Source organism: Streptomyces sp. JHA26, assembly GCF_002005565.1.
Lineage (GTDB): Bacteria > Actinomycetota > Actinomycetes > Streptomycetales > Streptomycetaceae > Streptomyces.
This window is the reverse complement of record NZ_BDJC01000031.1, coordinates 13,397-34,972: the sequence shown is the minus strand read 5'-3', so window position 1 is coordinate 34,972 and position 21,576 is coordinate 13,397. Positions and strand designations below refer to the sequence as shown.

At 73.2% G+C, this 21,576-nt stretch carries 25 protein-coding genes; 10 read left to right on the top strand and 15 right to left on the bottom strand.

The genetic code is table 11. From position 1 onward, the window contains the following. The first annotated feature begins 105 nt into the window (after positions 1 to 105). Positions 106 to 1,188: a S1 family peptidase gene (locus JHAT_RS19765; RefSeq protein WP_077799546.1), complete on the top strand. Its 1,083-nt coding sequence runs from the start codon at positions 106 to 108 to the stop codon at positions 1,186 to 1,188. A gap of 83 nt (positions 1,189 to 1,271) precedes the next feature. Here the strand turns inward: JHAT_RS19765 and JHAT_RS19760 are convergent, their stop codons facing one another. Together JHAT_RS19760 and JHAT_RS19755 are read right to left on the bottom strand one after the other, a co-directional pair. Continuing rightward, a complete protein-coding gene (locus JHAT_RS19760; RefSeq protein ID WP_077799545.1) occupies positions 1,272 to 2,330 on the bottom strand; it encodes an ABC transporter permease in 1,059 nt (352 codons plus the stop codon). A 123-nt stretch (positions 2,331 to 2,453) separates the two neighbouring features. Further along, positions 2,454 to 2,828: a cupin domain-containing protein gene (locus tag JHAT_RS19755; protein ID WP_077799544.1), complete on the bottom strand. Its 375-nt coding sequence runs from the start codon at positions 2,826 to 2,828 to the stop codon at positions 2,454 to 2,456. Between the two features lie 100 nt (positions 2,829 to 2,928). Here JHAT_RS19755 and JHAT_RS19750 point away from each other — a divergent pair, with 100 nt between their 5' ends. After that, entirely contained in the window at positions 2,929 to 3,375 is a 447-nt protein-coding gene (locus JHAT_RS19750; protein ID WP_077799543.1) for a MarR family winged helix-turn-helix transcriptional regulator, read from the top strand. A 173-nt stretch (positions 3,376 to 3,548) separates the two neighbouring features. After that, positions 3,549 to 4,412, top strand: coding sequence for a triacylglycerol lipase (locus JHAT_RS19745; RefSeq protein WP_077799542.1), 864 nt, complete (start codon positions 3,549 to 3,551; stop codon positions 4,410 to 4,412). An 84-nt stretch (positions 4,413 to 4,496) separates the two neighbouring features. Here JHAT_RS19745 and JHAT_RS19740 read toward each other — a convergent pair whose 3' ends face one another. Beyond that, positions 4,497 to 5,537 (bottom strand): lytic polysaccharide monooxygenase, encoded by a 1,041-nt coding sequence (locus JHAT_RS19740; RefSeq protein ID WP_077799541.1) that lies wholly within the window; start codon positions 5,535 to 5,537, stop codon positions 4,497 to 4,499. A 167-nt stretch (positions 5,538 to 5,704) separates the two neighbouring features. Between JHAT_RS19740 and JHAT_RS19735 the strand changes: the two genes are divergently transcribed. After that, positions 5,705 to 6,154 (top strand): GNAT family N-acetyltransferase, encoded by a 450-nt coding sequence (locus tag JHAT_RS19735; RefSeq protein WP_077799540.1) that lies wholly within the window; start codon positions 5,705 to 5,707, stop codon positions 6,152 to 6,154. A gap of 25 nt (positions 6,155 to 6,179) precedes the next feature. Here JHAT_RS19735 and JHAT_RS35750 read toward each other — a convergent pair whose 3' ends face one another. Next, on the bottom strand, positions 6,180 to 6,314 hold the full coding sequence (locus tag JHAT_RS35750; protein ID WP_077799539.1) for a hypothetical protein: 135 nt from the start codon (positions 6,312 to 6,314) through the stop codon (positions 6,180 to 6,182). Positions 6,315 to 6,425: 111 nt separating this feature from the next. Here JHAT_RS35750 and JHAT_RS19725 point away from each other — a divergent pair, with 111 nt between their 5' ends. Continuing rightward, positions 6,426 to 7,073, top strand: coding sequence for a class I SAM-dependent methyltransferase (locus tag JHAT_RS19725; protein WP_077799538.1), 648 nt, complete (start codon positions 6,426 to 6,428; stop codon positions 7,071 to 7,073). Positions 7,074 to 7,117: 44 nt separating this feature from the next. On the opposite strand, the gene JHAT_RS19720 is transcribed toward JHAT_RS19725, so the two are convergent. Together JHAT_RS19720 and JHAT_RS19715 are read right to left on the bottom strand one after the other, a co-directional pair. Beyond that, positions 7,118 to 7,618 (bottom strand): DUF402 domain-containing protein, encoded by a 501-nt coding sequence (locus JHAT_RS19720; protein ID WP_077799596.1) that lies wholly within the window; start codon positions 7,616 to 7,618, stop codon positions 7,118 to 7,120. After that, positions 7,599 to 8,528, bottom strand: coding sequence for a GNAT family N-acetyltransferase (locus tag JHAT_RS19715; RefSeq protein WP_077799537.1), 930 nt, complete (start codon positions 8,526 to 8,528; stop codon positions 7,599 to 7,601). The genes JHAT_RS19720 and JHAT_RS19715 overlap by 20 nt, the downstream gene beginning before the upstream one ends. Positions 8,529 to 8,598: 70 nt before the next feature. Between JHAT_RS19715 and JHAT_RS19710 the strand changes: the two genes are divergently transcribed. After that, complete coding sequence (locus JHAT_RS19710; protein WP_216353436.1) at positions 8,599 to 8,967, top strand: GntR family transcriptional regulator; 369 nt, start codon at positions 8,599 to 8,601, stop codon at positions 8,965 to 8,967. Positions 8,968 to 9,156: 189 nt separating this feature from the next. Here the strand turns inward: JHAT_RS19710 and JHAT_RS19705 are convergent, their stop codons facing one another. From JHAT_RS19705 to JHAT_RS19690, 4 genes are all read right to left on the bottom strand, one after another. Then, positions 9,157 to 10,251 (bottom strand): DUF5925 domain-containing protein, encoded by a 1,095-nt coding sequence (locus JHAT_RS19705; RefSeq protein ID WP_077799535.1) that lies wholly within the window; start codon positions 10,249 to 10,251, stop codon positions 9,157 to 9,159. Positions 10,252 to 10,327: 76 nt separating this feature from the next. Further along, positions 10,328 to 11,143, bottom strand: coding sequence for a polysaccharide deacetylase family protein (locus JHAT_RS19700; protein WP_077799534.1), 816 nt, complete (start codon positions 11,141 to 11,143; stop codon positions 10,328 to 10,330). Next, positions 11,136 to 12,146, bottom strand: a complete 1,011-nt coding sequence (locus tag JHAT_RS19695; RefSeq protein ID WP_171990984.1) for a glycosyltransferase family 2 protein — start codon at positions 12,144 to 12,146, stop codon at positions 11,136 to 11,138. Before JHAT_RS19695 ends, JHAT_RS19700 begins: the two co-directional genes overlap by 8 nt. Then, positions 12,143 to 12,970, bottom strand: coding sequence for a glycosyltransferase family 2 protein (locus JHAT_RS19690; protein ID WP_077799533.1), 828 nt, complete (start codon positions 12,968 to 12,970; stop codon positions 12,143 to 12,145). Before JHAT_RS19690 ends, JHAT_RS19695 begins: the two co-directional genes overlap by 4 nt. A gap of 621 nt (positions 12,971 to 13,591) precedes the next feature. Here JHAT_RS19690 and JHAT_RS19685 point away from each other — a divergent pair. Continuing rightward, a complete protein-coding gene (locus JHAT_RS19685; protein ID WP_077799532.1) occupies positions 13,592 to 14,410 on the top strand; it encodes an SGNH/GDSL hydrolase family protein in 819 nt (272 codons plus the stop codon). 392 nt (positions 14,411 to 14,802) lie between these two features. After that, on the top strand, positions 14,803 to 15,072 hold the full coding sequence (locus tag JHAT_RS19680; RefSeq protein WP_077799531.1) for a hypothetical protein: 270 nt from the start codon (positions 14,803 to 14,805) through the stop codon (positions 15,070 to 15,072). Between the two features lie 156 nt (positions 15,073 to 15,228). Here the strand turns inward: JHAT_RS19680 and JHAT_RS19675 are convergent, their stop codons facing one another. After that, positions 15,229 to 16,053 (bottom strand): ABC transporter permease, encoded by an 825-nt coding sequence (locus tag JHAT_RS19675; RefSeq protein WP_077799530.1) that lies wholly within the window; start codon positions 16,051 to 16,053, stop codon positions 15,229 to 15,231. Further along, positions 16,050 to 16,994 carry an ATP-binding cassette domain-containing protein gene (locus JHAT_RS19670; RefSeq protein WP_077799529.1) on the bottom strand — a complete coding sequence of 315 codons (945 nt, stop codon included), beginning with the start codon at positions 16,992 to 16,994 and terminating at the stop codon, positions 16,050 to 16,052. Before JHAT_RS19670 ends, JHAT_RS19675 begins: the two co-directional genes overlap by 4 nt. A 63-nt stretch (positions 16,995 to 17,057) precedes the next feature. Here JHAT_RS19670 and JHAT_RS19665 point away from each other — a divergent pair, with 63 nt between their 5' ends. Then, positions 17,058 to 17,762, top strand: a complete 705-nt coding sequence (locus JHAT_RS19665; RefSeq protein WP_077799528.1) for a TetR/AcrR family transcriptional regulator — start codon at positions 17,058 to 17,060, stop codon at positions 17,760 to 17,762. Positions 17,763 to 17,795: 33 nt separating this feature from the next. Further along, complete coding sequence (locus tag JHAT_RS19660; protein ID WP_077799527.1) at positions 17,796 to 18,218, top strand: hypothetical protein; 423 nt, start codon at positions 17,796 to 17,798, stop codon at positions 18,216 to 18,218. A gap of 61 nt (positions 18,219 to 18,279) precedes the next feature. Here JHAT_RS19660 and JHAT_RS19655 read toward each other — a convergent pair whose 3' ends face one another. From JHAT_RS19655 to hmgA, 3 genes are read right to left on the bottom strand one after another with little or no spacing between them, the layout of a single operon-like run. Further along, complete coding sequence (locus tag JHAT_RS19655; protein ID WP_077799526.1) at positions 18,280 to 19,437, bottom strand: type ISP restriction/modification enzyme; 1,158 nt, start codon at positions 19,435 to 19,437, stop codon at positions 18,280 to 18,282. Positions 19,438 to 19,459: 22 nt separating this feature from the next. Continuing rightward, entirely contained in the window at positions 19,460 to 20,209 is a 750-nt protein-coding gene (locus JHAT_RS19650; protein ID WP_077799525.1) for a GntR family transcriptional regulator, read from the bottom strand. A gap of 27 nt (positions 20,210 to 20,236) precedes the next feature. After that, on the bottom strand, positions 20,237 to 21,562 hold the full coding sequence (hmgA, locus tag JHAT_RS19645; RefSeq protein WP_077799524.1) for a homogentisate 1,2-dioxygenase: 1,326 nt from the start codon (positions 21,560 to 21,562) through the stop codon (positions 20,237 to 20,239). Positions 21,563 to 21,576 lie beyond the last annotated feature (14 nt).

Genomic DNA, 21,576 nt, shown 5'->3' with positions numbered 1-21,576 from the left:
TTGTGTGCGGTCTGTGGAGTCGGAAGAGTGAACGCTCGTCAACCAGCCTTCCGGCCTACGAGGTCCCCACAACCTCCGGGCCGCCCCCCCACAGGAGGACGCGAGTTGAAGCACCGACGCATACCCAGGCGGCGGGCAGCCGTGGCAGGTGCGGGCATCACCGCACTGGTCGCCGCGGGAGTCACCTTCCAGAGCGCGAACGCCAGCGAGTCCCCGGAGGCCTCCGCGCCGAAGACCCTGTCGGTCACGGCGGCCGGGAAGCTCGCCTCCGCGCTGCTCGGCGACCTCGGCGCCGACGCGGCGGGCACGTACTACGACGCCCGGGCGAAGAGCCTCGTCGTCAACGTGCTCGACGAGGCCGCCGCGCAGACCGTCGAGGAGGCCGGCGCCAAGGCGAGAATCGTCGAGAACTCGCTCGCCGAGCTGAAGAGCGCGCGCACCACCCTCGCGAAGGACGCGGCCGTCCCGGGCACGTCCTGGGCGACCGACCCGACCACCAACAAGGTCGTCGTCACCGCAGACCGCACGGTCTCCGCGGCCGAGTGGGCCAAGCTGACCGAGGTGGTCGACGGGCTGGGCGCCAAGGCCGAACTGAGGCGGACCAAGGGTGAGTACAAGCCCTTCGTCGCGGGCGGCGACGCCATCACCGGAGGCGGCGGGCGCTGCTCGCTCGGCTTCAACGTGACCAAGGGCGGCGAGCCGTACTTCCTCACCGCCGGGCACTGCACCGAGTCCATCTCCAGCTGGTCGGACTCCTCCGGCACGGTGATCGGCCAGAACGAGGCGTCCAGCTTCCCGGACAACGACTACGGCCTGGTCAAGTACACCGCCGACGTGGCCCACCCGAGCGAGGTGAACCTCTACGACGGGTCCTCGCAGGCCATCTCGGGCGCCGCCGAGGCCACCGTCGGCATGAAGGTGACCCGCAGCGGTTCCACCACCCAGGTGCACGACGGGACGGTCACCGGCCTGGACGCCACCGTGAACTACGGCAACGGCGACATCGTCAACGGCCTGATCCAGACCGACGTCTGCGCCGAGCCCGGCGACAGCGGCGGCTCGCTCTTCTCCGGCGACAAGGCCATCGGCCTCACCTCCGGCGGCAGCGGCGACTGCACCGCGGGCGGGCAGACCTTCTTCCAGCCGGTGACGGAGGCCCTGTCGGCCACCGGCACGCAGATCGGCTGAGCACACGCACCTGTGGAGTCCCGCCCCGCGCGCGAGGGGCGGGACGTCCGCATGCCCGCGGACGTCCCGTCCGGCCGCGCGGGTCAGCCGACCTGCGTGGGCAGCTCCGCCTCCTGCCGTCGGCGGCGCAGCACGGCCGCCAGCAACGTGATCACGGTCCCCGCGACCGCCCAGGCCCACAGCACCAGCAGGGAGGCGGTCTCGGCGTTGCCCTCGAAGTAGGCGATCGAACGGGCCGCCCACGTCCCGGCGCCCGGCGGGAGCGCCGGCCCGATCGCCCTCCAGAACGGCGGCAGCAGCGGCAGCGGGAAGGCGCCGCCCGCGCTCGGGTTGCCCGCGACCACCACCAGCAGGATCGCCAGCCCGATGCCGACGATCCCGAAGACGCCCTGGAGGGCGAGCGTGGCGGCGCCCACCGAGAAGGTGATCAGCGCGCCGAGCCCCCACAGGTCCACCACGCTGCCGGGCAGGGCGCCCAGGATCGGCCCGACGATCACCGCGCCGCCCAGTCCGCCGACGATCGACACCAGCGCCATCACGATCAGCCGGATCGCCGCGCGGCGCGGATCGGCCGGCCGGGCGCCGCTGCTGATCGCCAGGATCGAGGCGCACAGGTAACCGCCGACGCACCAGCCCACGACCAGGTAGAAGGACGACAGTCCGTCGAAGTCGTGGGCGGAGGCCGGGGCGATGTCGACGGTCCGTACGGTGCGTCCCTCGGCCTCCTCGAGCTTCGTGGTGATGCCCTCCAGGGTGGTGGCGAGGACGGTGCCGCCGCCGGAGGCGACCAGCAGGGTGTCCCGGCTGCCCCGGGGGTCCACGATCAGGGCACCGTCGATGTCCCGGTTCATGATCTGCCGCCGGGCGCCCGCCTCGTCGGCCACCGTGCGCGGGTCCAGCGGCGAACCGGGCAGCCGCTCCAGCCGGTCCACCGTCCGTCCGGCGGCCGCCCCGGGCGCGACCACGCCGAAGGGCACGTCCTTCGGCTTCGGATCGTGCAGCGCTCCCACGTAGGAGGCGATGAACAGCAGCTGGAGCGCGAGCACGCCGAGGACGAGCGCGGTGGCCCGCGGGGTGACGGCGTCCTTGGCCTCGTCGAGGAAGGAGCGGGTTCGCGTGTCGGTGCCCGAGGTGTGCGCCATGCTCCCACGGTCGGGGCGTACGGGTGCCGGTGCAGGCGGGGAGGGGCTGAACGGATGCCGCCCGCCCGTGCGGGACGGCGCGCGGCGAGGCCGGGGTCGCCGGCGGTCCGGGGCGCCCGCGGGTCAGTCGGCCCACGGGGGAGTGATCCGGGTGCCGTCGGCGAGCTCGGCCACCAGGCCGACGGAGGTCGTCACCCAGGACGTCGCGGTCCGGTCGGTGGGGTTCTCCACGGCGAGGGTCGCGCCCGGGTTGACGATCACGGTGTCGCCCGCGGTGACGCGCTCGGTGCGGCCGTCGAGGGTGATCAGCAGCTCCCCGGTGAGCAGGTGGAAGATCTCCTCCCGGCCGACGGTGTGCGCGGGCGCCCGCGTCCCCGCGGGGATCTCGACCCGCCAGGCGCACAGTTCCCTGCTGCCGGTGCGGGATGCGGCGTACGAGACGAAGCGGACGCCGTGGATCTCGTGGGTGACGCCCTCGGACGAGCGGACGACGGGCATGGCGGACTCCTCGCATCAAGTAGTCAAGCGGCTTGACTTTCCCTGTCGCCCTCATGGTCAATCTGCTTGACCAATTCGTCAAGGGTGTTTCAATGCCCCCGTGCAGAACTCCGACGCCATGGCCCTGTCCGTCGCCCTGCTCGCCGCCGCCGGCGGGCTCACGCAGCGCATCCACGAGGGCGTCGTCGCCCGCGGCTTCGAAGGGCTGAGGCCCGCCCACGGCTTCGCCTTCGCCCGGCTCGCCCCGGACGGTGCGACGGCCACCGACCTCGCCGCGCACCTCGGTGTGACCAAGCAGGCCGCCAGTCAGCTCGTCGACGAGCTCGTCCGCAAGGGGTACGCCGAACGCCGGCCGCACCCCGTCGACGCGCGGGCCCGGCTGGTCGTGCTGACCGAGCGGGGGTGGGCGTGCACGCGGGCCGCCGAGGAGGCGGCGGCCGAGGCCGTGCGCGGGTGGGGGGACGTGATCGGCGAGGACGGGGTCCACGCGCTGTACGGCCTCGTGGCCCGCGTCGCGTCCGAGGGGCCCGTGCGGCCCACCTGGTGACCCTCCCTCACCTGCGGACCGGCCCACGTCGGTTACCACTGGAAGTTTTTGCCGACGCGTCACTTCACACGTGAGCTACTCGCCCGTAACTTGACGAGTGAACAGCATCCCGTGATCCGGATCACAGGGCGTCATGCCGTCGCACCTCCCTCGGTCCGCAAGGAGATCACCCGATGCTGCCCTGGAAGCGAGTGCTCAGACCCCTGGCCGCGCTGCTGCTGACCGCCGCGGCCGCCCTGGTCCCCGCCACCACCGTCCACGCCGCCGACGCGCGTCCCGGCACCGGCTGGAACGACTACGCCTGCAAGCCGTCCGCCGCCCACCCCCGCCCCGTCGTCCTGGTCCACGGCACCCTCGGGAACTCCGTCGACAACTGGCTGGGCCTCGCGCCCTACCTGACGCACCGCGGCTACTGCGTCTTCTCCCTCGACTACGGACAACTGCCCGGCGTCCCGTTCTTCCACGGCCTCGGGCCGGTCGAGAGGTCGGCCGAACAGCTCTCCGCCCACGTCGACAGGGTGCTCGCCGCGACCGGCGCCGCGAAGGCCGACATCGTCGGCCACTCGCAGGGCGGCATGATGCCCCGCTACTACCTGAAGTTCCTCGGCGGGGCCGGCAAGGTGAACGCCCTCGTCGGCATCGCGCCCAGCAACCACGGCACCACCCTGTCCGGCCTCACGCACCTGCTGCCGTACTTCCCCGGCGCCGAGGACCTGCTGAACGAGCACACCCCGGCCCTCGCCGACCAGATCGCCGGCTCCGACCTCCTCACCAGGCTCAACGAGGGCGGCGACACCGTGCCCGGCGTCCGCTACACCGTCCTCGCCACCCGGTACGACGAGGTGGTCACGCCGTACCGCAGCCAGTACCTGAGCGGGCCCGGCGTGCGCAACGTCCTGCTGCAGGACCTGTGCCCGCTCGACCTGTCCGAGCACCTGGCGATCGGACTGCTCGACCGGATCGCCTTCCACGAGGTGGCCAACGCGCTCGACCCGGCGCACGCCACCCCCACCACCTGCGCCTCGGTCTTCGGCTGACCCCGGCACCGGCACCGGCACACCACGCGGGGCTTGTCCGGCCCGAGCCGCCGGACAAGCCCCGCGTTCCCCCGTGGTCCCCGGTCAGCGACCGTGCCGGCCGCCGCCCGGCGCCCGCCGGCGGACCGACGCGAAGAGCACCGCCGCACCGAGCGCCAGTACGGCGGCACCGCCGACGGCGAGGTACGAGGTGCTGCCGTCGCCGCCGGTCTCGGCGAGGTTCCCGGTGCCGGCACCGGCGGCCCGGACCTCATTGGGGTCACCGGCCGCCGCGGCCCCCGGGGTCTCCGCCGGAGCCGCCCCGGCCGTCGGCGCGGCTGTCGGCGTGGCCGGATCGGTCGGGTCCGTCGTCGTCGCGGAGTCCTGGTCGCCGTGCCCGTGGTGCTCGATCGTCGACCTGTCGGCCGCCGCCGCGATCTGCTCCTCGGACGGTGCGGAGGCCGACGGCGCCGGGGCGGCGCCGCCCTCCGCGTCGCCGCTGCCGCCGCCGTCACCGCCGAAGGACACGTCCGAGCAGGAGTAGAACGCCTCCGGGCTGTCCGAACGCTGCCAGACCGCGTACAGCAGGTGCTTGCCGGTGCGCTCGGGCAGGGTGCCGGAGAACGTGTAGTAGCCGCCCGAGGCCACCGGGTCGGTGACCGTCGCCACCGGGGCGGACAGATCCAGGTCGCTCCAGCCCAGCGGCTTCGCGGGATCGTAGCCGGGCTTGGTGATGTAGACCTTGAAGGTGCCCTTGTGCGGGGCGGTCACACGGTACTTGAAGGTGTACGAGCCGCTGCTCACGCCGGTCGCGGGCCAGTCGGCGCGGGCCAGGTCGAGGCCCTTGAACTCCTCGCTGTTCGCGCTGCACAGCCTGCCGTCCGGGATCAGCTCCCGGTGCCGTCCGCCGGCGTCGCCGATGCGGATGCCGTTCCAGTCGTAGAGCGCCTGGGTGCCGCCGGCCGCGACCGCGGCCCTGCACGCGGCCGACTCCGGGCTCTCGGGACCCTCGGCGTAGCACTGCGACACCCGGCTGACCGGGTCGCCCATCGAGCCGTGCGCCGACGCGGGCGCGGCGGCCAGCGCGGTCAGGGCGAGCGGGGCGAGGCCGGCGACGACGGCGGCGACCCTGCGGGACGCGGGCATGGGAACTCCTCGAAACGGTCACTGGGACATGGGCCGGAACCCGTGGGGTGATCAGCAAGCTAGCCCCTGGAAACCGTGGAATTCCCTGCCGGAAGCGGGATCCGGCGATCCTTATGGTCGCGTTAAGGGAGTGCTCAGACTGTGCTCAGGTACCTACCGTTCGCCGTATGACGAACGAGGAGACCAGAGCGGCGACCGCGGCCGACGTGCCCGCGGTCGGAGCCGTCACCGACGCGGCGTACCGCCCCTACATCGAGCGCATCGGGGTGGTGCCGCAGCCCATGGAGGCGGACCACGCGGCGGACGTGGCCGCGGGAAGGGTGTTCGTCACGGGCGAACCCGTCGTGGGCCTCGTGGTGCTGGAGGTGTTCGAGGACCACCTCTTCCTCGACAGCATCGCCGTCCACCCCGACGCGCACGGCACGGGCGTGGGACGACGGCTGCTGCGGTTCGTGGACGCACACGCGCGTGCCCTGGACCTGCCCGAAATCAGGCTCTACACGAACGCGCTGATGTGGGAGAACCAGCGGATCTACCCGAAGTACGGCTACGAGGTCGTGGAGCGCCGGGTGGACGGTCCCTACGACCGCGTCCACTACCGCAGGCGACTGCTCTGACGCGTCTCACGGCAGGGCGTCCCGGTCAGTTGTCCGGCCACCAGGTGCGGGCGATGTCCTTGCGGACCTCCGGGCGCCCGGCGGGGCGCTCGTCGGCCTCCTCACGGACTCGGCGGGCGTCGGTCTTCTTCAGGGGCTTCTGCACGGTCAGACGGCGCATGGCTGCCTCCTCACGGATCCACCGGGTTCCGCGTTCTCACGGAGGTAGACCCTTTCCCCGAGAGTTCCTCATCGATGCATCGCTGTCAGTGGTGGATGTCACTCTTGGGCCATGACGGACGACAGTGACGGGACGACCACGGTGGGCATCGACTGGGACGCCGGGGCCGCGGCCTTCGACGAGGAACCCGACCACGGGCTGCGCGACCCCGGCGTGCGCCGGGCCTGGGCCGACCGGCTGCGGTCCTGGCTGCCCGCCCGGCCCGGTGACGTCCTCGACCTGGGCTGCGGCACCGGCAGCCTGTCGCTCCTCGCGGCCGAGCAGGGACACCGGGTGACCGGCGTCGACCTGTCCCCGGCCATGGTGGAGCTGGCCCGGACCAAACTCGCCGGCCGTGACGCCGCGTTCCTGACCGGCGACGCGGGGGCACCGCCGGTGGGCGAGCGGCGCTTCGACGCCGTCCTGGTCCGGCACGTGCTGTGGACGCTGCCCGATCCCGGCCGCGTCCTGGCGCACTGGCGGGGACTGTTGCGGCCGGGAGGCCGGCTGGTCCTCGTCGAGGGCGTGTGGGGGAGCGTCGCCCCGGTCGGCATACCCGCCGACCGGCTCACCGGTCTCCTCGCCCCGCTCGGCGGGCGGATCCGCGTGGAACGGCTGTCCGACGATCCGTCGTTGTGGGGCAAGGAGGTCGACGACGAGCGGTACGCGGTGGTCGCGCTGCCCGGACCGCCCCCGACGCCGCCACCGGCGGGCCCGTGAGCCGGCCGGTGCCTGCGCCGGCAGGTCCGTGAAACGGCCGGTGCCTACGTCAGCAGGTCCGTGAAACCGTCCCCGCGGGCCAGCCGCTCCAGCTCGTCCAGCGCGGCCACGGCGGCACCGGCGGCCTCCGGGTCCCGCTGCGCCAGACCGCTCTCGGCGAACTCGTCCTCGTCCAGCCGTCGTACGTCCGTGCCGTCCGCGGAGCGCCACAGGTCCAGGTCGAGGTCCTCGACGACCAGTTCCGCGCCCGTGAGCACGGCGGGGCGGGTGATGTCGCAGTACCAGCCCTTCAGCACACCCGAACCGGCCCGGACCTCCTTCACGGAGTACCACCGGTCGCGCCAGTAGTACTCGGTGAACACGTCACCGGCCTCGAAGCGGACGAAGCCGAAGTCGCGCACGCCGCCACCGGCCCAGGGTGCGCGGACCACGACGCGGGTCCCGTCGTCGTCCAGCAGCTCACTCGGATAACGGATCTTCGTACGGCCCGCCTTGACGAGGACCACGTCCACCCGGGCCGGTGCTTCAGCCGAGTTCACGGACATACCGCACCTCCGTCGCGCAGACCTCGTACCCGAGGCCCCTGTTGACGGCGAGCATCGGGCCGTTGCCGGTGTCGTTGCCCGTGAAGGCCTCCGTGCACCCCGCCGCGCGGGCGCGGTGCAGGGAGGCGGTCTTGACGAGCTTGGCCAGCCCCTCGCCGCGGTGGGCGCGGGCGGTGCCGGTCATGGCGGTGGAGTACCGGCCGTGGCCGTCCGTGAAGGCGACGCTGAAGGCGACGGGGCGGCCGTCGAGGACGGCGACCGTGGTCAGTTCACGGTTCAGCAGCGGATGCCGCCAGGTCTCCGCGAGCCACGCCTCGTAGTCCGTGAGCTCGGCCTCGACGTCGCTCGGTTCGTCCGCCGCCGCCTCCGCGTCCAGCTCGAACAGCGGACGCGGATCGTCCGCGAAGTCGGCCGCGGTGCGCAGCTCGACGCCCGGGGGAGGGGACCACGGCGGCGGAAGCGTGCCGCCGGCCAGGTCCAGCCGGAGGAAGTGGGCGCTGCGCCGCCGTCCGTAGCCGTGCCGCTCGGCGAAGGCGAGGTGGGCGGGCTCCTCCAGCACCCAGGCGAACAGCTTCGTCGCCCCCTCGCCCGCCAGGTACTCCTCGGCCGTGCGCACCAGGAGCCCGCCGGCGCCGTGCCGGACCCTGTCCGGGTGGACGTAGACGTTGAGGAACCCCTGCCCGGGCTCCGGGCTGTCGTGGACCAGCCCGGTCTGGGCCGTGCCGATGACCTCGCCGTCCTCCTCCGCGACCAGGGAGCGGAACCGCGCCCTCGGGTGGGTCCGGGTGAGGGCGTGGACGATCGATTCCGGAGTGGACAGGATGTACGGCAGGGCGGCGTGCCGGACCCGGGCGAAGCCCTCCAGGTCGGCCCGCACTCCGGGGCGCAGATCGCGCACTATCACGGTCATGGGCCGCACGCTACGCGGGACCACGGTCGCGACGCCTTCGGATTTCCGGCGGGTGCGGGACAATCGCCGGGTGACCTTGAAGATCCACATCGACGACGGCGCCCCGCCCTACGAGCAGGTGCGCGCCCAGATCTCCGAACAGGCGCGCTCGGGCGCGCTGCCGGTGGGGTACCGGCTGCCGACGGTGCGCGGACTGGCCGAGTCCCTGGGACTCGCCGCCAACACGGTCGCCAAGGCGTACCGGGCCCTGGAGGCGGACGGCGTGATCGAGACGCGGGGCCGCAACGGCACGTTCGTCGCCGCGGCGGGCGCGGCGGCGGAGCGGGAGCTGGCGTCGGCGGCGCAGGTCTACGCCGAGCGGGCTCGGCGGCTCGGCCTTCCGGAGGGGGACGCGGTGGCCGCCGTGCGGGATGCGCTGCGGGCCGCCTACGGGGGCTGAGCGCCGTGGTGGCGGGGCCGGTCCGCCGTCCGCGCGTGCGTCGTGGCCGGTCGCGTCCGCGCGGCGGAACCGCACCACGTCCCGGCCCCGCGCCCCGGCGGGGTGGCCGGGCGGGTACCGGACGCCCCGCCGGTCCCGGTACTGCCGGTCCGGCGTGCCGGCGAACGGAGTCGCACCCCCATCGCACAGCTACAGGTACAACCCCGCCTCCGCGCCGTCCCGCGGCTCGGGCAGCGCGGTCGGCGAGGTGCCCCGGCGCAGCGCGAACAGCTCCGCCAGCGTCGCGCCCTCCCGGCCGACGCCCTCTTCGGTGCCGAGCCAGTCCACCGCCTCCCGGCGGGTGAGCGGGCCCACCTCGATGCGGGCCAGGCACCGGCCCGGACGCACCACGGCGGGGTGCAGCCGTTCCAGGTCCTCGTTGGTCGTCACCCCGACCAGGACGTTGCGGCCCTGGCCCAGCAGGCCGTCCGTGAGGTTCAGCAGCCGCGAGAGGGCCTGCCCGGCGGTGTGCCTGGCCTCGCCGCGGATCAGCTCGTCGCAGTCCTCCAGCAGCAGCAGCCGCCAGCGGTCCTTGCCCGACGCGTCCTCCTCGCCGATGGCGATGTCCATCAGATAGCCGACGTCGGAGAAGAGCCGCTCGGGGTCCAGCACGCAGTCCACCTGGCACCAGTCCCGCCAGGACCGGGCCAGCGTCCGCAGCGCCGACGTCTTGCCGGTGCCCGGCGGCCCGTGCAGGAGCAGCAGCCGGCCCGCGATGTCCTCGGGGGTCGTCCTCATCAGGCCGTCCATCGCCCGTGCCACCGGCGCGGTGTAGTTGGCCCGGACCTCGTCCCAGGTGCCGGCCGAGATCTGCCGGGTGGTGCGGTGCGGGCCGCGTCGCGGGGAGACGTACCAGAAGCCCATGGTGACGTTCTCCGGCTGCGGTTCCGGCTCGTCCGCCGCGCCGTCGGTCGCGTCGCCGAGCACCTTCTCGGCCAGGTCAGCGCTGGTCGCCGTCACCGTGACGTCGGCGCCCCGGTTCCAGCGCGAGACGAGCAGCGTCCAGCCCTCGCCCTCCGCCAGGGTCGCGCTGCGGTCGTCGTCGCGGGCCACGCGCAGCACGCGCGCGCCGGGCGGCAGCAGCGACGCCCCGGACCGCACACGGTCGATGTTCACGGCGTGCGCGAACGGCTGCTCGCCGGTGGCGAAACGGCCGAGGAACAGCGCGTCGACCACGTCGGAGGGGGAGTCGCTGTCGTCGACGTTGAGCCGGATCGGCAGGGCGTCGTGCGGGTTCACGGACATGCCGCCATGATCGGGCACGCGGACGCCGCGTGCACCCGGTTTCCCGGGCGCACGCGGCATCCGGCGGCCGGATGGTTCAGGCACCGGCCCCCGGCAACCGCGTCCGCGCCCGGCGTGCCCCGCGGAGCACGGCGTACCCCTTGGTGAGGGCGCGGTCGCGGGCGAACGTGCGGGCGATCGCGCGCCCCTCGAGCAGTCGGGCGAACTCCTCGGGCCCCGTGCTGCGGCGCACGGTGACCCGCCGCAGGGCGTACGGCCCCTGACGGCGGCGCGCCAGACCGTTGCCGACGGCGAGCGCCTGGGCGTACCCCGTCTCGCGGACCACCTCCCGCACCCGGCGGTCCGAGTAGCCGTACGGGTAGGCGAACGAGACCGGCGCGGTGCCCAGTTGGTCGGTGAGGACCTCCCGGCAGTGGATCAGCTCGTACCGCAGCGCGTCCCCGCCGAGCTGGTCGAGCTGCGGATGGGTGTGGCTGTGCCCGCCGATCTCCACGCCCGCGGCGGCCAGTTCGCGGACCTGGTCCCAGTCGAGCATGGTGTCCAGGGCGTCCCCGGTGTCGTACGGGCCGCGCAGCCAGCCGGTCGTGACGAACAGCGTGGCCGGGAACCCGTGCCCCGCGAGCACGGGCAGCGCGTGCCGGTGCACGCCCTCGTAGCCGTCGTCGAAGGTGATGAGGACCGGCCGCTCCGGCAGCGGGCCGCCGGAGCGCCAGGCGGCCGCCAGCTCCGCGGTGCCGACCGGGGTGAGGCCGCGGTCGGCGATCGCCGCCATCTGCTCGGCGAACGCCTCCGGGGTCACGGACAGGGCGCGGGTCGCCTTGTCCGGGTCGGCGGCGACCGCGTGGTACATGAGGATCGGCACCCGCGCGTCGGCCACGGACACCTCAGCCATGCGCGCCCCCCTCGGCCGGTCCGACGGGCGTCACCGAGAACGCCGCCCCGCCCCGCCGCGCCCGTACGCTGCCCACCACGTAGCCGCCCGCCGCCGTGAGCACCCCGGCGACGATCGCCCCCGCCCGGCGCGCGCCGCCCGGCCGGGCCAGCGCGGCGTCGCGCAGGCCGCGCACCACCCCGACCGGCAGGACGCGGGTGGCGTACCGGCGTTCGGACTCCAGTCCCTTGTCCGCCCCGACGCTCCGGGCCACCAGCGCCTTGGACAGGCCCTCGGCGTAGGTGCGGGTGCGGAAGTAGCCGAAGCGCTCGCGCGCCCCGGGCACCCGGTGGTGGATCACCGCCCGGTCGTCGATCAGCAGCACCGCGTCGGGCCGGGCGCGGGAGAGCCGGATGCACAGCTCCGTCTCCTCGCAGCCCAGCGGGCGCTTGTCGCCGTCGCGTCCGATGCCGGTCGCGAAACCGCCCGCCGCGTCGAACGCCTCGCGCCGGAAGGAGGCGTTGCCGCCGAGCACGTTGCGCACCCGGACCCGGCCGGGCGGCAGGCCGCGGTACGTGCAGCCCACCACCCAGTCGAACTCCTCCGGGAACCAGTCGGGCCGGCGCCCCGACGCCCAGACGGGCTCCGTGCGTCCGCCGACGGCCATGACCGCCGGATCGGCGTACCCCGCGGCGAAGTGCCGCAGCCAGTCGCGCTCGGCCACGGCGTCGTCGTCGAGGAAGGCGACGACCTCGCCGCGCGAGGCCGCGATGCCGGTGTTGCGGCCGGCGGACAGGCCGCGCGGGCCCGCGTTGGCGCACACCCGCACGTCCGGGACGTCCTTGTACTCCCGGGCCAGCCGCCCTCGGAGCGCCTCGTTGTGGTCGACGACCAGCAGCGTCTCCAGGGCCGGGTGGGACTGCGCCCGCACCGAGGCGACCGCCGCGAGGATGTCCTCCCAGCGGTCCTCGGTGTAGGCACAGATCACCACGGAGATCGTGAGGGGGGTGCCGACCGTGCTCAAGACACCTTCCTCCGGGCCGAGCCGGCCGACACGAGCGTCGGCGAGTGCGTACGGCTGCGCAGCGCACGCCGGTTGGAGCGCTCGTCGAGGATCACTCTGAGCACCCGCAGCCCGTCCCGCACGGCGCGCAGGTTGCTGACGCCGTGGATGCGCAGGTACTCGTGGCTGGGTATCTCCTGGACCTTCAGGCCGGCCTTGACGACCCGGATGTTCATCAGGGTCTCGACCTCGAAGCCGGTGCAGTCGAGGTCGATCTTGTCCAGGCAGTGCCGCCAGAACGCGTTGTAGCCGTAGCAGAGGTCGGTGTAGCGGGCGCCGAACTTCCGGTTGACGACCGCGCACAGGGCGCGGTTGCCGAGCTTGCGGATGAAGGTCATGTCGTCGGTGCCGCCGCCGTTGGCGAAGCGGGATCCCTTGGCGAAGTCGGCGCCCGAGACGAGGGCGGAGACGTACGACACGATCTCCTGGCCGTCGGCCGAGCCGTCGGCGTCGACCATCACGATGATGTCCCCGGTGCACGCCTCGAAGCCGGTGATCAGCGCGTCGCCCTTGCCCTTGCCGCGCTGCTCGACGACCTTGACGTCCGGCCACAGCTCCCGGGCGACCTCGACGGTGCCGTCGGTGGAGTTGCCGTCCACGAGGACGACCTCGTGGATCCAGTCGGGCAGCGTCTTGAAGACGTAGGGAAGGTTCTCCGCCTCGTTCATCGCGGGGATGACCACGCTCACCGGCGGAGCGATCGCCAGGTGCGAGGAGACGGGCCGGTACTTCCCGGCGGGTGTCGGTTCGTTGTCCGTCGCCGCCGGCTGCAGGACTGAGCTCATGAGTCTGATCCCTCTCGTCCGGCGGACCGCCCGCCCCAGGGCGGTCCGGCTCTGTATCCGGTTCGAAAGGGGGGTTCTCACCCACGGCGCGACGGCATGTGGACCCCCGTTGCGTGCCAGGTGAGCTGGCAAAGCCTGTCGACGCCGACAAGGAAGACGGCAGCCGACCGCGCGGCACGGCCCGGCCACCGATGTGGTCACCGAGCACGGCACCCCCCTACCGCGCTCCGCCCGGTCCGCCGCGGCCTCGAGCCCTCCCCTGAGCCGCTTGCCGACGTACCGATGCGGAAGATGTATGACGGTATTGACGATTGAACCCCTATGGCAAGACCTGGAACGAGGTCTCACGTTTTTGTTGTTTTGCCGTCATCTGTTCTTCTCGAGGGGCGATCTCGCGCGGAAGTCGGGTCCCCTGACCGTTCCGCTTTGCCCCCCGAAGCCCAAGATGCCGGACCTCAATGTGGCCCAGCCCACCGGAGAGCGTCAAGACGGCACTGGTGTTCCCGCTGACTTTCGTCCGGTTTTGAATCATCGTCAGCCAATTATTGGCATGGACACTTCCTATCAACACGCGTAGCTGCTACCACGGTTGAGGCAGAGATCCTGCTAAAGGGAGGTTCCATGAGACGTTCCCGACTTGTCGGCTTCCTGACCTCGGTCCTTCTCGCCGCCGGCGCCGCCCTCACCGGGGCCGCGACCGCCCAGGCGGCCCCGGCCCCGGCCGCGGCCGCGGCCGCCGGAGGCTACGTGGCCCTCGGCGACTCCTACTCCTCCGGCGTCGGAGCGGGCAGTTACCTCAGCTCCTCCGGCGACTGCAAGCGCAGCACGAAGGCCTACCCGTACCTGTGGGCGGCCGCGCACTCACCCTCGTCGTTCGACTTCACCGCCTGCTCCGGAGCCCGTACGGGTGATGTCCTCGCCGGACAACTCGGCCCGCTCGGCTCCTCCACGAGCCTCGTCTCGATCAGCATCGGGGGCAACGACGCCGGTTTCGCCGACGTCATGACGACCTGTGTGCTCCAGTCCGACAGCTCCTGCCTGTCGCGGATCGCCACCGCGCGGGCGTACGTCGACCAGACCCTGCCCGGCAACCTCGACGCCGTCTACTCGGCGATCCGCAACAAGGCCCCGAACGCCCACGTCGTCGTCATCGGCTACCCGCGCTTCTACAAGCTCGGCACCTCCTGCATCGGCCTCTCCGAGACCAAGCGGAAGGCGATCAACGACGCCTCCGACCTGCTCAACACCACCATCGCCAAGCGCGCCGCCGACCACGGCTTCACCTTCGGCGACGTGCGTCCCCCGTTCACCGGACACGAGATCTGTTCCGGCAGTTCCTGGCTGCACAGCGTGAACTGGCTCAACATCGGCGAGTCGTACCACCCGACCGCGGCCGGTCAGTCGGGCGGCTACCTGCCGGTCCTCAACAGCGCCGCCTGATCCGGAGCGGAAGGAGAAGCGGAAGAGCCGGAGGAGGGGGAGGCCCTGCTCGTCGGGGCCTCCCCCTCCGTCTCCGTCGCGGAGGCCGCCCCCGCCGTGGTCGTCCCCGTGTCCGAGGGGCGTGCGGACGTGGCGGCGACACGCCCCCGACCGCGTCGAACCGGACCGGTCCGAGACGTCACCGACCGTGACCGTCGGGCCCCGCGGGGGACCCGGACGGGCCGACGAACAGCATGTTGTCCAACTCGCCCTGGAATCCGTCGGATTCGGAGAGTGATCGTCAACACCCTTACGGGGAAGGTGAATCCTGTGACCGCGATACACGGCTGCCTCACCGGGACGATAGGGTTACCCTGCCCGGGCCGGGTGGACTCGTACGGGTGGGGAGTGACATGGAACAGATAACAGTGCGCAGCAGGGCGAGGGTGCCCGCGATCACCTGCGGGAGCAGCGCGACCAGTTCGCGCCTCGACCGTCATCTCGCGGTGCTCGGAGGCCCCGCCCTTCCGCAGCGGGAGACGCTGGAGGCGACGTCGCTGATGCGCGAGCTGACCGCGCGTGAGCCCGCGCACCGGCGCAGCGTCAGGGGCGCCCGCGTACGCGGGGTCTCGCTCTTCGCACCCCTGCGCCGGCTCCGTCGCTCGCTCTTCGGCAGCAACTGAGGTCCGCGCCCCGGCGATCACACCCGTCCCGGCACGGCGCCACGCACCCGTCCGTCATCCCCACGGCACGCGGTGGCGCCCCCGGTGTGATCCCCGGCGGGGGCGCGCCCCCGCCCCGCCGCGTCCCCGCCCGGCGGTGACGAGGATCGGGTCCGCTCAGCGCTCGCCGTGCGCGTACCGGCGCACGGCGAGCGGCGCGAACACCGCGAGCAGTACCGCACACCAGGCCAGCGACCCGGCGACGGGATGCGCCACCGGCCAGGCCGCCCCCTCCGGCACGGGCGCGTTGCCGAAGAGGTCGCGCAGCGCCGTGGTCACCGCGCTGATCGGATTCCACTCCGCGACCGTGCGCAGCCACCCCGGCAGACCCTCGGTCGGGATGTACGCGTTGGACAGCAGCGGCAGGACGAACGTCGCCCCGCCCAGCTGGCCGGCGGCCTCCTCGCTCCGGGTGAGCAGCCCCAGGAAGATCCCGATCCACGTCGTCGCGAACCGGAACAGCAGCAGCAGCCCCACGGCCCCCGCCGCGCCGAGCGCACCGCCCTCCACCCGCCAGCCCACGGCGAGCCCGACCAGCAGGAAGGGCACCGTCCCGGCGGCCGTGACGAGCACGTCCGCGACCGACTGCCCGAGCGGCACCGCCGCCCGGCTCACCGGCAGGGTGCGCAACCGGTCCGTCACGCCCCGGTGGACGTCCTGGGCGGCCTGGAACATGCCCGTCATGATCCCGTTCGCCGCCGTCGCCACCAGCAGGCCCGGCACCAGGAACGACCGGTACTGCGCGCCCGGCATCGCCAGCGCGCTGCCGAAGACGTAGCCGAAGAACAGCAGCATCGTCACCGGCATCGTCTGGGTGAGGATCAGCAGCCCCGGATTGTTCCGGATCCGCCGCACCTGCCGGCCCAGCATCATGGCGCCGTCGTACGCGAGGTCGTACGGCGTGGCCCTTCCCGCGGTCGTCGTCACCGTCGTCGTGCTCATGCCGCGAGCTCCTTGCTGCCGGTCAGGCGGAGGAAGACGTCGTCGAGGGTCGGCGGGCGCAGGCTCGCGTCCACCAGGGGCACGCCCGCCGCGTCGAGTTCGCGCACCAGGCGCGGGAGCGTGAGGGTCGGGTCGGTGCTCACCGCGCCGACCGCCCGGCGCTGGTGGTCGAGCACCGGCTCGGCCCCGGTGAGCCGGTCGAGGACGGCCGCCGCCCGCCCCAGGGCGTCCGCGTCCGCGACGACGGCCTCCGCGTGCGCCCCGACCAGCGCCTTGAGCTCGGCCGGCGCACCCGTGTGCGCCACCCGCCCCCGGTCCACCAGGGCGATGTCGTCGGCGAGGCGGTCGGCCTCCTCCAGGTACTGCGTGGTCAGCACCACGGTCGTGCCCTCCTGCTTCAGGGCGCGCACCGCGTCCCAGATCTGGTTCCGGCTGGCCGGGTCCAGCCCGGTCGTCGGCTCGTCCAGGAAGAGCACCTCGGGCCGGCGGATCAGGCTCGCGGCCAGGTCGAGGCGCCGTCTCGTGCCGCCCGACAGGGTCGACGCCGGCCGGTCGGCGGCCTCGGCCAGGCCGAACCGGTCGAGCAGCTCGGCGGCCCGCGCGGAGGCGTCCCGCACCCGGTGCAGCCGGGCGAACAGCCGCAGGTTCTGACGTCCGGTGAGGTCCCCGTCGACCGAGGCGTACTGCCCGGTCACGCCGATCAGGCGCCGGACGGCCGCGGCCTCCCGCACGAGGTCGTGCCCCGCGATCCGCGCCGAGCCCGCGTCCGGCCGCAGCAGCGTGGTCAGCAGCCGCACCGCCGTGGTCTTGCCCGCCCCGTTCGGTCCGAGCAGCCCGCACACCGTGCCCTCGGCCACCGCGAGATCCAGCCCCCGCAGGGCGCGCACCTCGCCGAAGCGCTTCTCCAGACCCTCACTAAGTACAGCGTACGTAGTAGTCATGGGTCGACCATAGCGCACTACGTACGGTGTACGTAACTAGGATGGTGGCCGAGGTGATGAACGATGGCGGGCCGAGCGGCCGTACCCGAAGTGATCTGGGCGCGCCCCGAGCGCACCGGCCGGGGGCCGAGACCGGCGTACACCCGCGCCGACATCGCCGCCGCCTCGGTGCGGATCGCCGACGCCGAGGGCCTGGACGCGGTCTCGATGCGCCGCGTCGCCGCCGAACTGGGCTGCGGCACCATGTCGCTGTACAACTACGTCCCCCGCAAGGAGGACCTGCACGAGCTGATGATGGACGCGGTCAGCGGCGAGCACGAGCTGTGGGAGCCGAGCGGCGACTGGCGCGCCGACATGCTCCGGGTCGCCCACCAGACCCGCGCGCTGATGCACCGCCATCCCTGGCTGCCCCGGCTGATGTCCCCGGTCTACGGCTTCAGCCCCAACGCCCTGCGCTACCTGGAGCACTGCCTGGCCTGCCTCGACCCCTTCGACGCGCCGTACGGCACGAAGATGGAGCTGGTGGCGATGGTGAACGGCGTGGTGACGACCTACGTCGGCAACGAACTCGCCACCGTCGAACGCACCCGCTCGCTGCCCTGGTCCCAGGAGCAGGAGAACGCGGTGCGGATCGCCTACCTGGGCCGGCAGCTCGCGAGCGGTGCCTACCCGCGACTGGCGGCGTCCTTCGCGGAGGACGCCGGTCCGATCGACCTGGAGGCGGTGTTCGAGCGGGCGCTGGAGAGGGTGCTGGACGGGTTCGCGTAGGACCCCGACCGGCGTGAACGGACGGAGCATCCGGTGGGAAAGTACGAGGTGCACGGCGGCGTCAAGAGGGACTTCGATCTCCATGCCGGTCCCGTGGAGAGCGAGGGGGACTGCAAGCAGTTCGGCGACCGGCTGTGGGCCGACGTCGCGCGCGTTCTCGAGGTCTCCTTCGCCGGTTCTCCGGGAGAGCCCGGGGACCGGGGAAGCCACCGGTACCGGTTCGAGGACGACGCGATGAGCGTCTCCCTGTACGTCGACGAGGGCGAGCCGGGTTGGGTCTTCGAGAAGGTCCCGGCGATGCTGACCGCCCGGTCCCGGTCCGAGTCGGCCGAGACCCGGCAGCTGGCGGAGAAGCTGTACGCCGGCCTGGTCGCGACCGGGACCTGCTTCGTGGCGGTGTTCGCCGAGGACGGCATGCCGATCGACGCCAACTTCGACATCGGCGACGACTGGTGAGCACGACCGCTTCGCGCCCTCACCGACGAGGAGGCCGCCCTGCCGGAGCGGTGACCGCCCCCTACAGCAGCGCCAGCTGTCCCTCCGGCCCCTCCTCGAGGCCGTCCAGGACCGAGGCCGGTCTGCGGGAGGTCTCGGGGGCCGGCAGGACGCCCGCGGCGCGCAGTTCCGTGGCCGTGACCGGTTCCGTCACCGTCAGCTCCGCGCAGTGCGGGCGCAGTTCGGCCAGCAGGGCGAGGACCGTGATCAGCTCCAGCAGCCCGGACGTCCAGGCCTGCGGCCAGCCGGCCGGGCGGATCGCCGCCAGCGTGCCCGGCTCGCCCCCGGCGGTGCGGGCCGCGAACCACTGCTCCAGGACCCGCACCCCGCCCACCTCGAAGTCCCAGGCGCCGGGCGGCACCGGGGAGACACGGCCCTCGTCCAGGTACAGGGCCTCCTCCTCCCGGTCGTAGCGCAGGGTCAGCGGGCGCGCGGGCAACGGGGCGCGGACGTAGGGGCGGCGTCCGCCGGGCAGCTTGGGGCGCTCGCCGTCGCGGCGCATCAGCCACAGCGCGCGGCGGCCCAGCGAGACGCCGTGCTCCCACTGCGCGGGGTCGGCGGTCAGCGGAACCACGGGGCCGGGACGGACGGCCGCCACCATCCACGCCAGCACGTCCAGCGGACCGGGGCGCAGGCCGAGCCGGCCGGCCAGGTGGTCCAGCAGCCCGGGGGCCAGGTTGGGCTCGGCCCCGCCGGGGCGCCGGTGCAGCGGGCGGACGCGGGCCGGACCGAACAGGGGGAGGAACGAGGTCGCGAGCAGGAGGGGGCCGGCGGCGTCGGACGCCTCCACGACGAAGACCTGCCGCTCGTCGGCCACCCGCCACAACTCGGGGCGGGCCGCGTCGATCAGCCGCTGGTCGGGGATCAGCCACTGCTCGTCGAAGGGCGCGCGCAGCACGCGGACCGGCTCGGGACAGGGCCCCGAGGCGCGCACCAGCCGGTCCGTGCCGCCGGACGTGCCCGGCAGCTGCCCGACCGCCGTGTGCAGCGTGCGCGCACGCGTCGGCTCGAACAGGGCCTCGCGATCGGGTCCCTCCGCCTTCACCAGGGCGTCCCAGCGGGCCTTCAGGGCCGCCGGGTCGGGGGCCGCCGGCCACCCCCGGCCGAGCCGCGGCGGTGCGACGGACCACGGCATGAGGTCCGCCGGCCGCGGAGCGTCGTCGTGCGTCACGCCCGGCATCGTACGACGGGGTGCCACGGCCTCAGGTGGCGTCCAGCGTGACCGTGAAGGAGAAACGGTCCCCCCGGTAGTGGATGACGGCCACGTCCAGCACCCGCCCCGCCGTGTCGTACGTGATGCCCGTGTAGTGCAGGATCGGGCTGAGCAGCGGGACCTCGAGCAGCCGCGCCGTCTCCGGGTCCGCTAGCCGGGCCTCGACGGTGTCGGTGATCCGGCTGATGTCCACGCCCACCACGTCCCGCAGCACCTTGGTCATCGGCCGGCGCGCGAGGTCGTCCGGGTCGATGCGGGCGGCCAGCTCGGGCCGGACCCAGTTGCGGGCGTGATTGGTGGGCTCGCCGGTCTTCTCGTCGCAGCGCAGCCGGTGGTACGTGGCCGCCTCGGCCAGGTCCGGGAAGTACTCGGTGAGTTCGGGCGGCACGGGGGCCGTGCCGTGGTCCAGCAGCTCGGCCTTCATGCCGGACTGCTGGGCCACGATGGCGTCCACCGAGCCCAGCAGCCGCACCGGGGCGCCCCGCCTGACGTGCGGCTCGATGAACGTGCCGCGCCGACGGTGGCGGGTGATCAGCCCCTCGTCCTCCAGCTCCTTGAGCGCCTGCCGCATGGTCAGCACACTCACCCCGTAGTGCCCGGCCAACTGCTCCTCCGTGGGCAGGCGCAGCGGATCCCGGGGCGAGCGGCCGAGTATCGAGGCGCGCAGCGACTGCGACACCTGGTACCAGAGCGGCAGCTTGCGGTTCAGGACGATGGAGTCCGGGGCGAAGGAGGTCACGGGCCATCCGTACCGGTAGGGGAATCCTCAGTGCAAGGGGCGGAAGTGACGCTCCAGGCCCTGCCAGACGTCGTCGTAGCCCTGCTGCAGGTGCTCGGCGCGGGCCGCCTGGGGCGTGAGGCTCACCGGCCACCGGGTCTCGAACATGAACGCGAGACCGTCGTCGATCCGCTGCGGCTTCAGCTCGGCCGCGCTCGCCCGGTCGAAGGTCTCCCGGTCCGGGCCGTGCGCCGACATCATGTTGTGCAGCGAACCGCCGCCCGGCACGAAGCCCTCCGCCTTGGCGTCGTAGGCGCCCTCGATCAGGCCCATGTACTCGCTCATCACGTTCCGGTGGAAGTACGGCGGCCGGAAGGTGTCCTCGCCCACCAGCCAGCGCGGCGCGAACACCACGAAGTCGACGCCCGCCAGGCCCGGGGTGTCCGAAGGGGAGGTGAGCACCGTGAAGATCGACGGGTCGGGGTGGTCGTAGGAGATCGTGCCGATCACGTTGAAGCGGCGCAGGTCGTAGACGTACGGCACGTGGGTGCCGTGCCAGGCGACCACGTCGAGCGGGGAGTGGTCGTAGACGGCCGACCACAGGTTGCCGCAGAACTTGTTGACCACCTCCACCGGGCCCGTCGTGCTGTCGTCGTCCTCGAACGCCGCGACCGGTGCCAGGAAGTCCCGGGCGTTGGCCAGGCCGTTGGCGCCGATCGGGCCGAGCTCGGGCAGGGTGAAGGGGGCGCCGTAGTTCTCGCAGACGTAACCGCGGGCGTCGGCGTCGAGCAGCTCCACGCGGAAGCGCACCCCGCGCGGGATCAGCGCCACGTGGCCCGGCTCGGCGTGCAGCAGCCCGAACTCGGTGCGCAGCAGCAGCCCGCCGCGCTCCGGGACGATCAGCAGCTCGCCGTCGGCGTCGCTGAAGACGCGCTCCATGGAGGCGTTGGCGTGGTACAGGTGCACGGCCATGCCGGTGCGCTGGGTCGCGTCGCCGTTGCCGCCGAGGGTCCACAGGCCCGCCAGGAAGTCCGTCCCGGCGTCGGGCTCGGGCAGCGGGTTCCACCGCAGCCGGTTGGGGTCCGGCACGCACTGGGTGAACGGGGCGGTGCGGACCGCGCCGTTGCCGGTCCGGGTGAACGGCGGGTGCGCGGCCGAGGGGCGGATGCGGTACAGCCACGAGCGCCGGTTGTGCGCCCGCGGCTCGGTGAACGCCGTGCCGCTGAGCTGCTCCGCGTACAGCCCGAGGGGCGCCCGCTGCGGCGAGTTCCGGCCCTCGGGCAGTGCGCCCGGAACGGCCTCGGAACTGTGCTCGTTGCCGAAACCGGACAGGTAGGCCAGACCCTCCGCGGTCTTCCGCGCGTCCCCGCTCATGAATCGCTCCCTCG

Coding starts and splice junctions, on each gene's coding strand:
- JHAT_RS19690 (WP_077799533.1), bottom strand. CDS start 12,970: ATGAGCTCAGTCCTGCAGCCGGCGGCGACGGACAACGAACCGACACCC.
- JHAT_RS19735 (WP_077799540.1), top strand. CDS start 5,705: ATGACGAACGAGGAGACCAGAGCGGCGACCGCGGCCGACGTGCCCGCG.
- hmgA (WP_077799524.1), bottom strand. CDS start 21,562: ATGAGCGGGGACGCGCGGAAGACCGCGGAGGGTCTGGCCTACCTGTCC.
- JHAT_RS19725 (WP_077799538.1), top strand. CDS start 6,426: ATGACGGACGACAGTGACGGGACGACCACGGTGGGCATCGACTGGGAC.
- JHAT_RS19740 (WP_077799541.1), bottom strand. CDS start 5,537: ATGCCCGCGTCCCGCAGGGTCGCCGCCGTCGTCGCCGGCCTCGCCCCG.
- JHAT_RS19675 (WP_077799530.1), bottom strand. CDS start 16,053: ATGAGCACGACGACGGTGACGACGACCGCGGGAAGGGCCACGCCGTAC.
- JHAT_RS19705 (WP_077799535.1), bottom strand. CDS start 10,251: ATGTCCGTGAACCCGCACGACGCCCTGCCGATCCGGCTCAACGTCGAC.
- JHAT_RS19715 (WP_077799537.1), bottom strand. CDS start 8,528: ATGACCGTGATAGTGCGCGATCTGCGCCCCGGAGTGCGGGCCGACCTG.
- JHAT_RS19745 (WP_077799542.1), top strand. CDS start 3,549: ATGCTGCCCTGGAAGCGAGTGCTCAGACCCCTGGCCGCGCTGCTGCTG.
- JHAT_RS19665 (WP_077799528.1), top strand. CDS start 17,058: ATGGCGGGCCGAGCGGCCGTACCCGAAGTGATCTGGGCGCGCCCCGAG.
- JHAT_RS19755 (WP_077799544.1), bottom strand. CDS start 2,828: ATGCCCGTCGTCCGCTCGTCCGAGGGCGTCACCCACGAGATCCACGGC.
- JHAT_RS19760 (WP_077799545.1), bottom strand. CDS start 2,330: ATGGCGCACACCTCGGGCACCGACACGCGAACCCGCTCCTTCCTCGAC.
- JHAT_RS19720 (WP_077799596.1), bottom strand. CDS start 7,618: ATGTCCGTGAACTCGGCTGAAGCACCGGCCCGGGTGGACGTGGTCCTC.
- JHAT_RS19680 (WP_077799531.1), top strand. CDS start 14,803: ATGGAACAGATAACAGTGCGCAGCAGGGCGAGGGTGCCCGCGATCACC.
- JHAT_RS35750 (WP_077799539.1), bottom strand. CDS start 6,314: ATGCGCCGTCTGACCGTGCAGAAGCCCCTGAAGAAGACCGACGCCCGC.
- JHAT_RS19685 (WP_077799532.1), top strand. CDS start 13,592: ATGAGACGTTCCCGACTTGTCGGCTTCCTGACCTCGGTCCTTCTCGCC.
- JHAT_RS19700 (WP_077799534.1), bottom strand. CDS start 11,143: ATGGCTGAGGTGTCCGTGGCCGACGCGCGGGTGCCGATCCTCATGTAC.
- JHAT_RS19670 (WP_077799529.1), bottom strand. CDS start 16,994: ATGACTACTACGTACGCTGTACTTAGTGAGGGTCTGGAGAAGCGCTTC.
- JHAT_RS19655 (WP_077799526.1), bottom strand. CDS start 19,437: ATGCCGGGCGTGACGCACGACGACGCTCCGCGGCCGGCGGACCTCATG.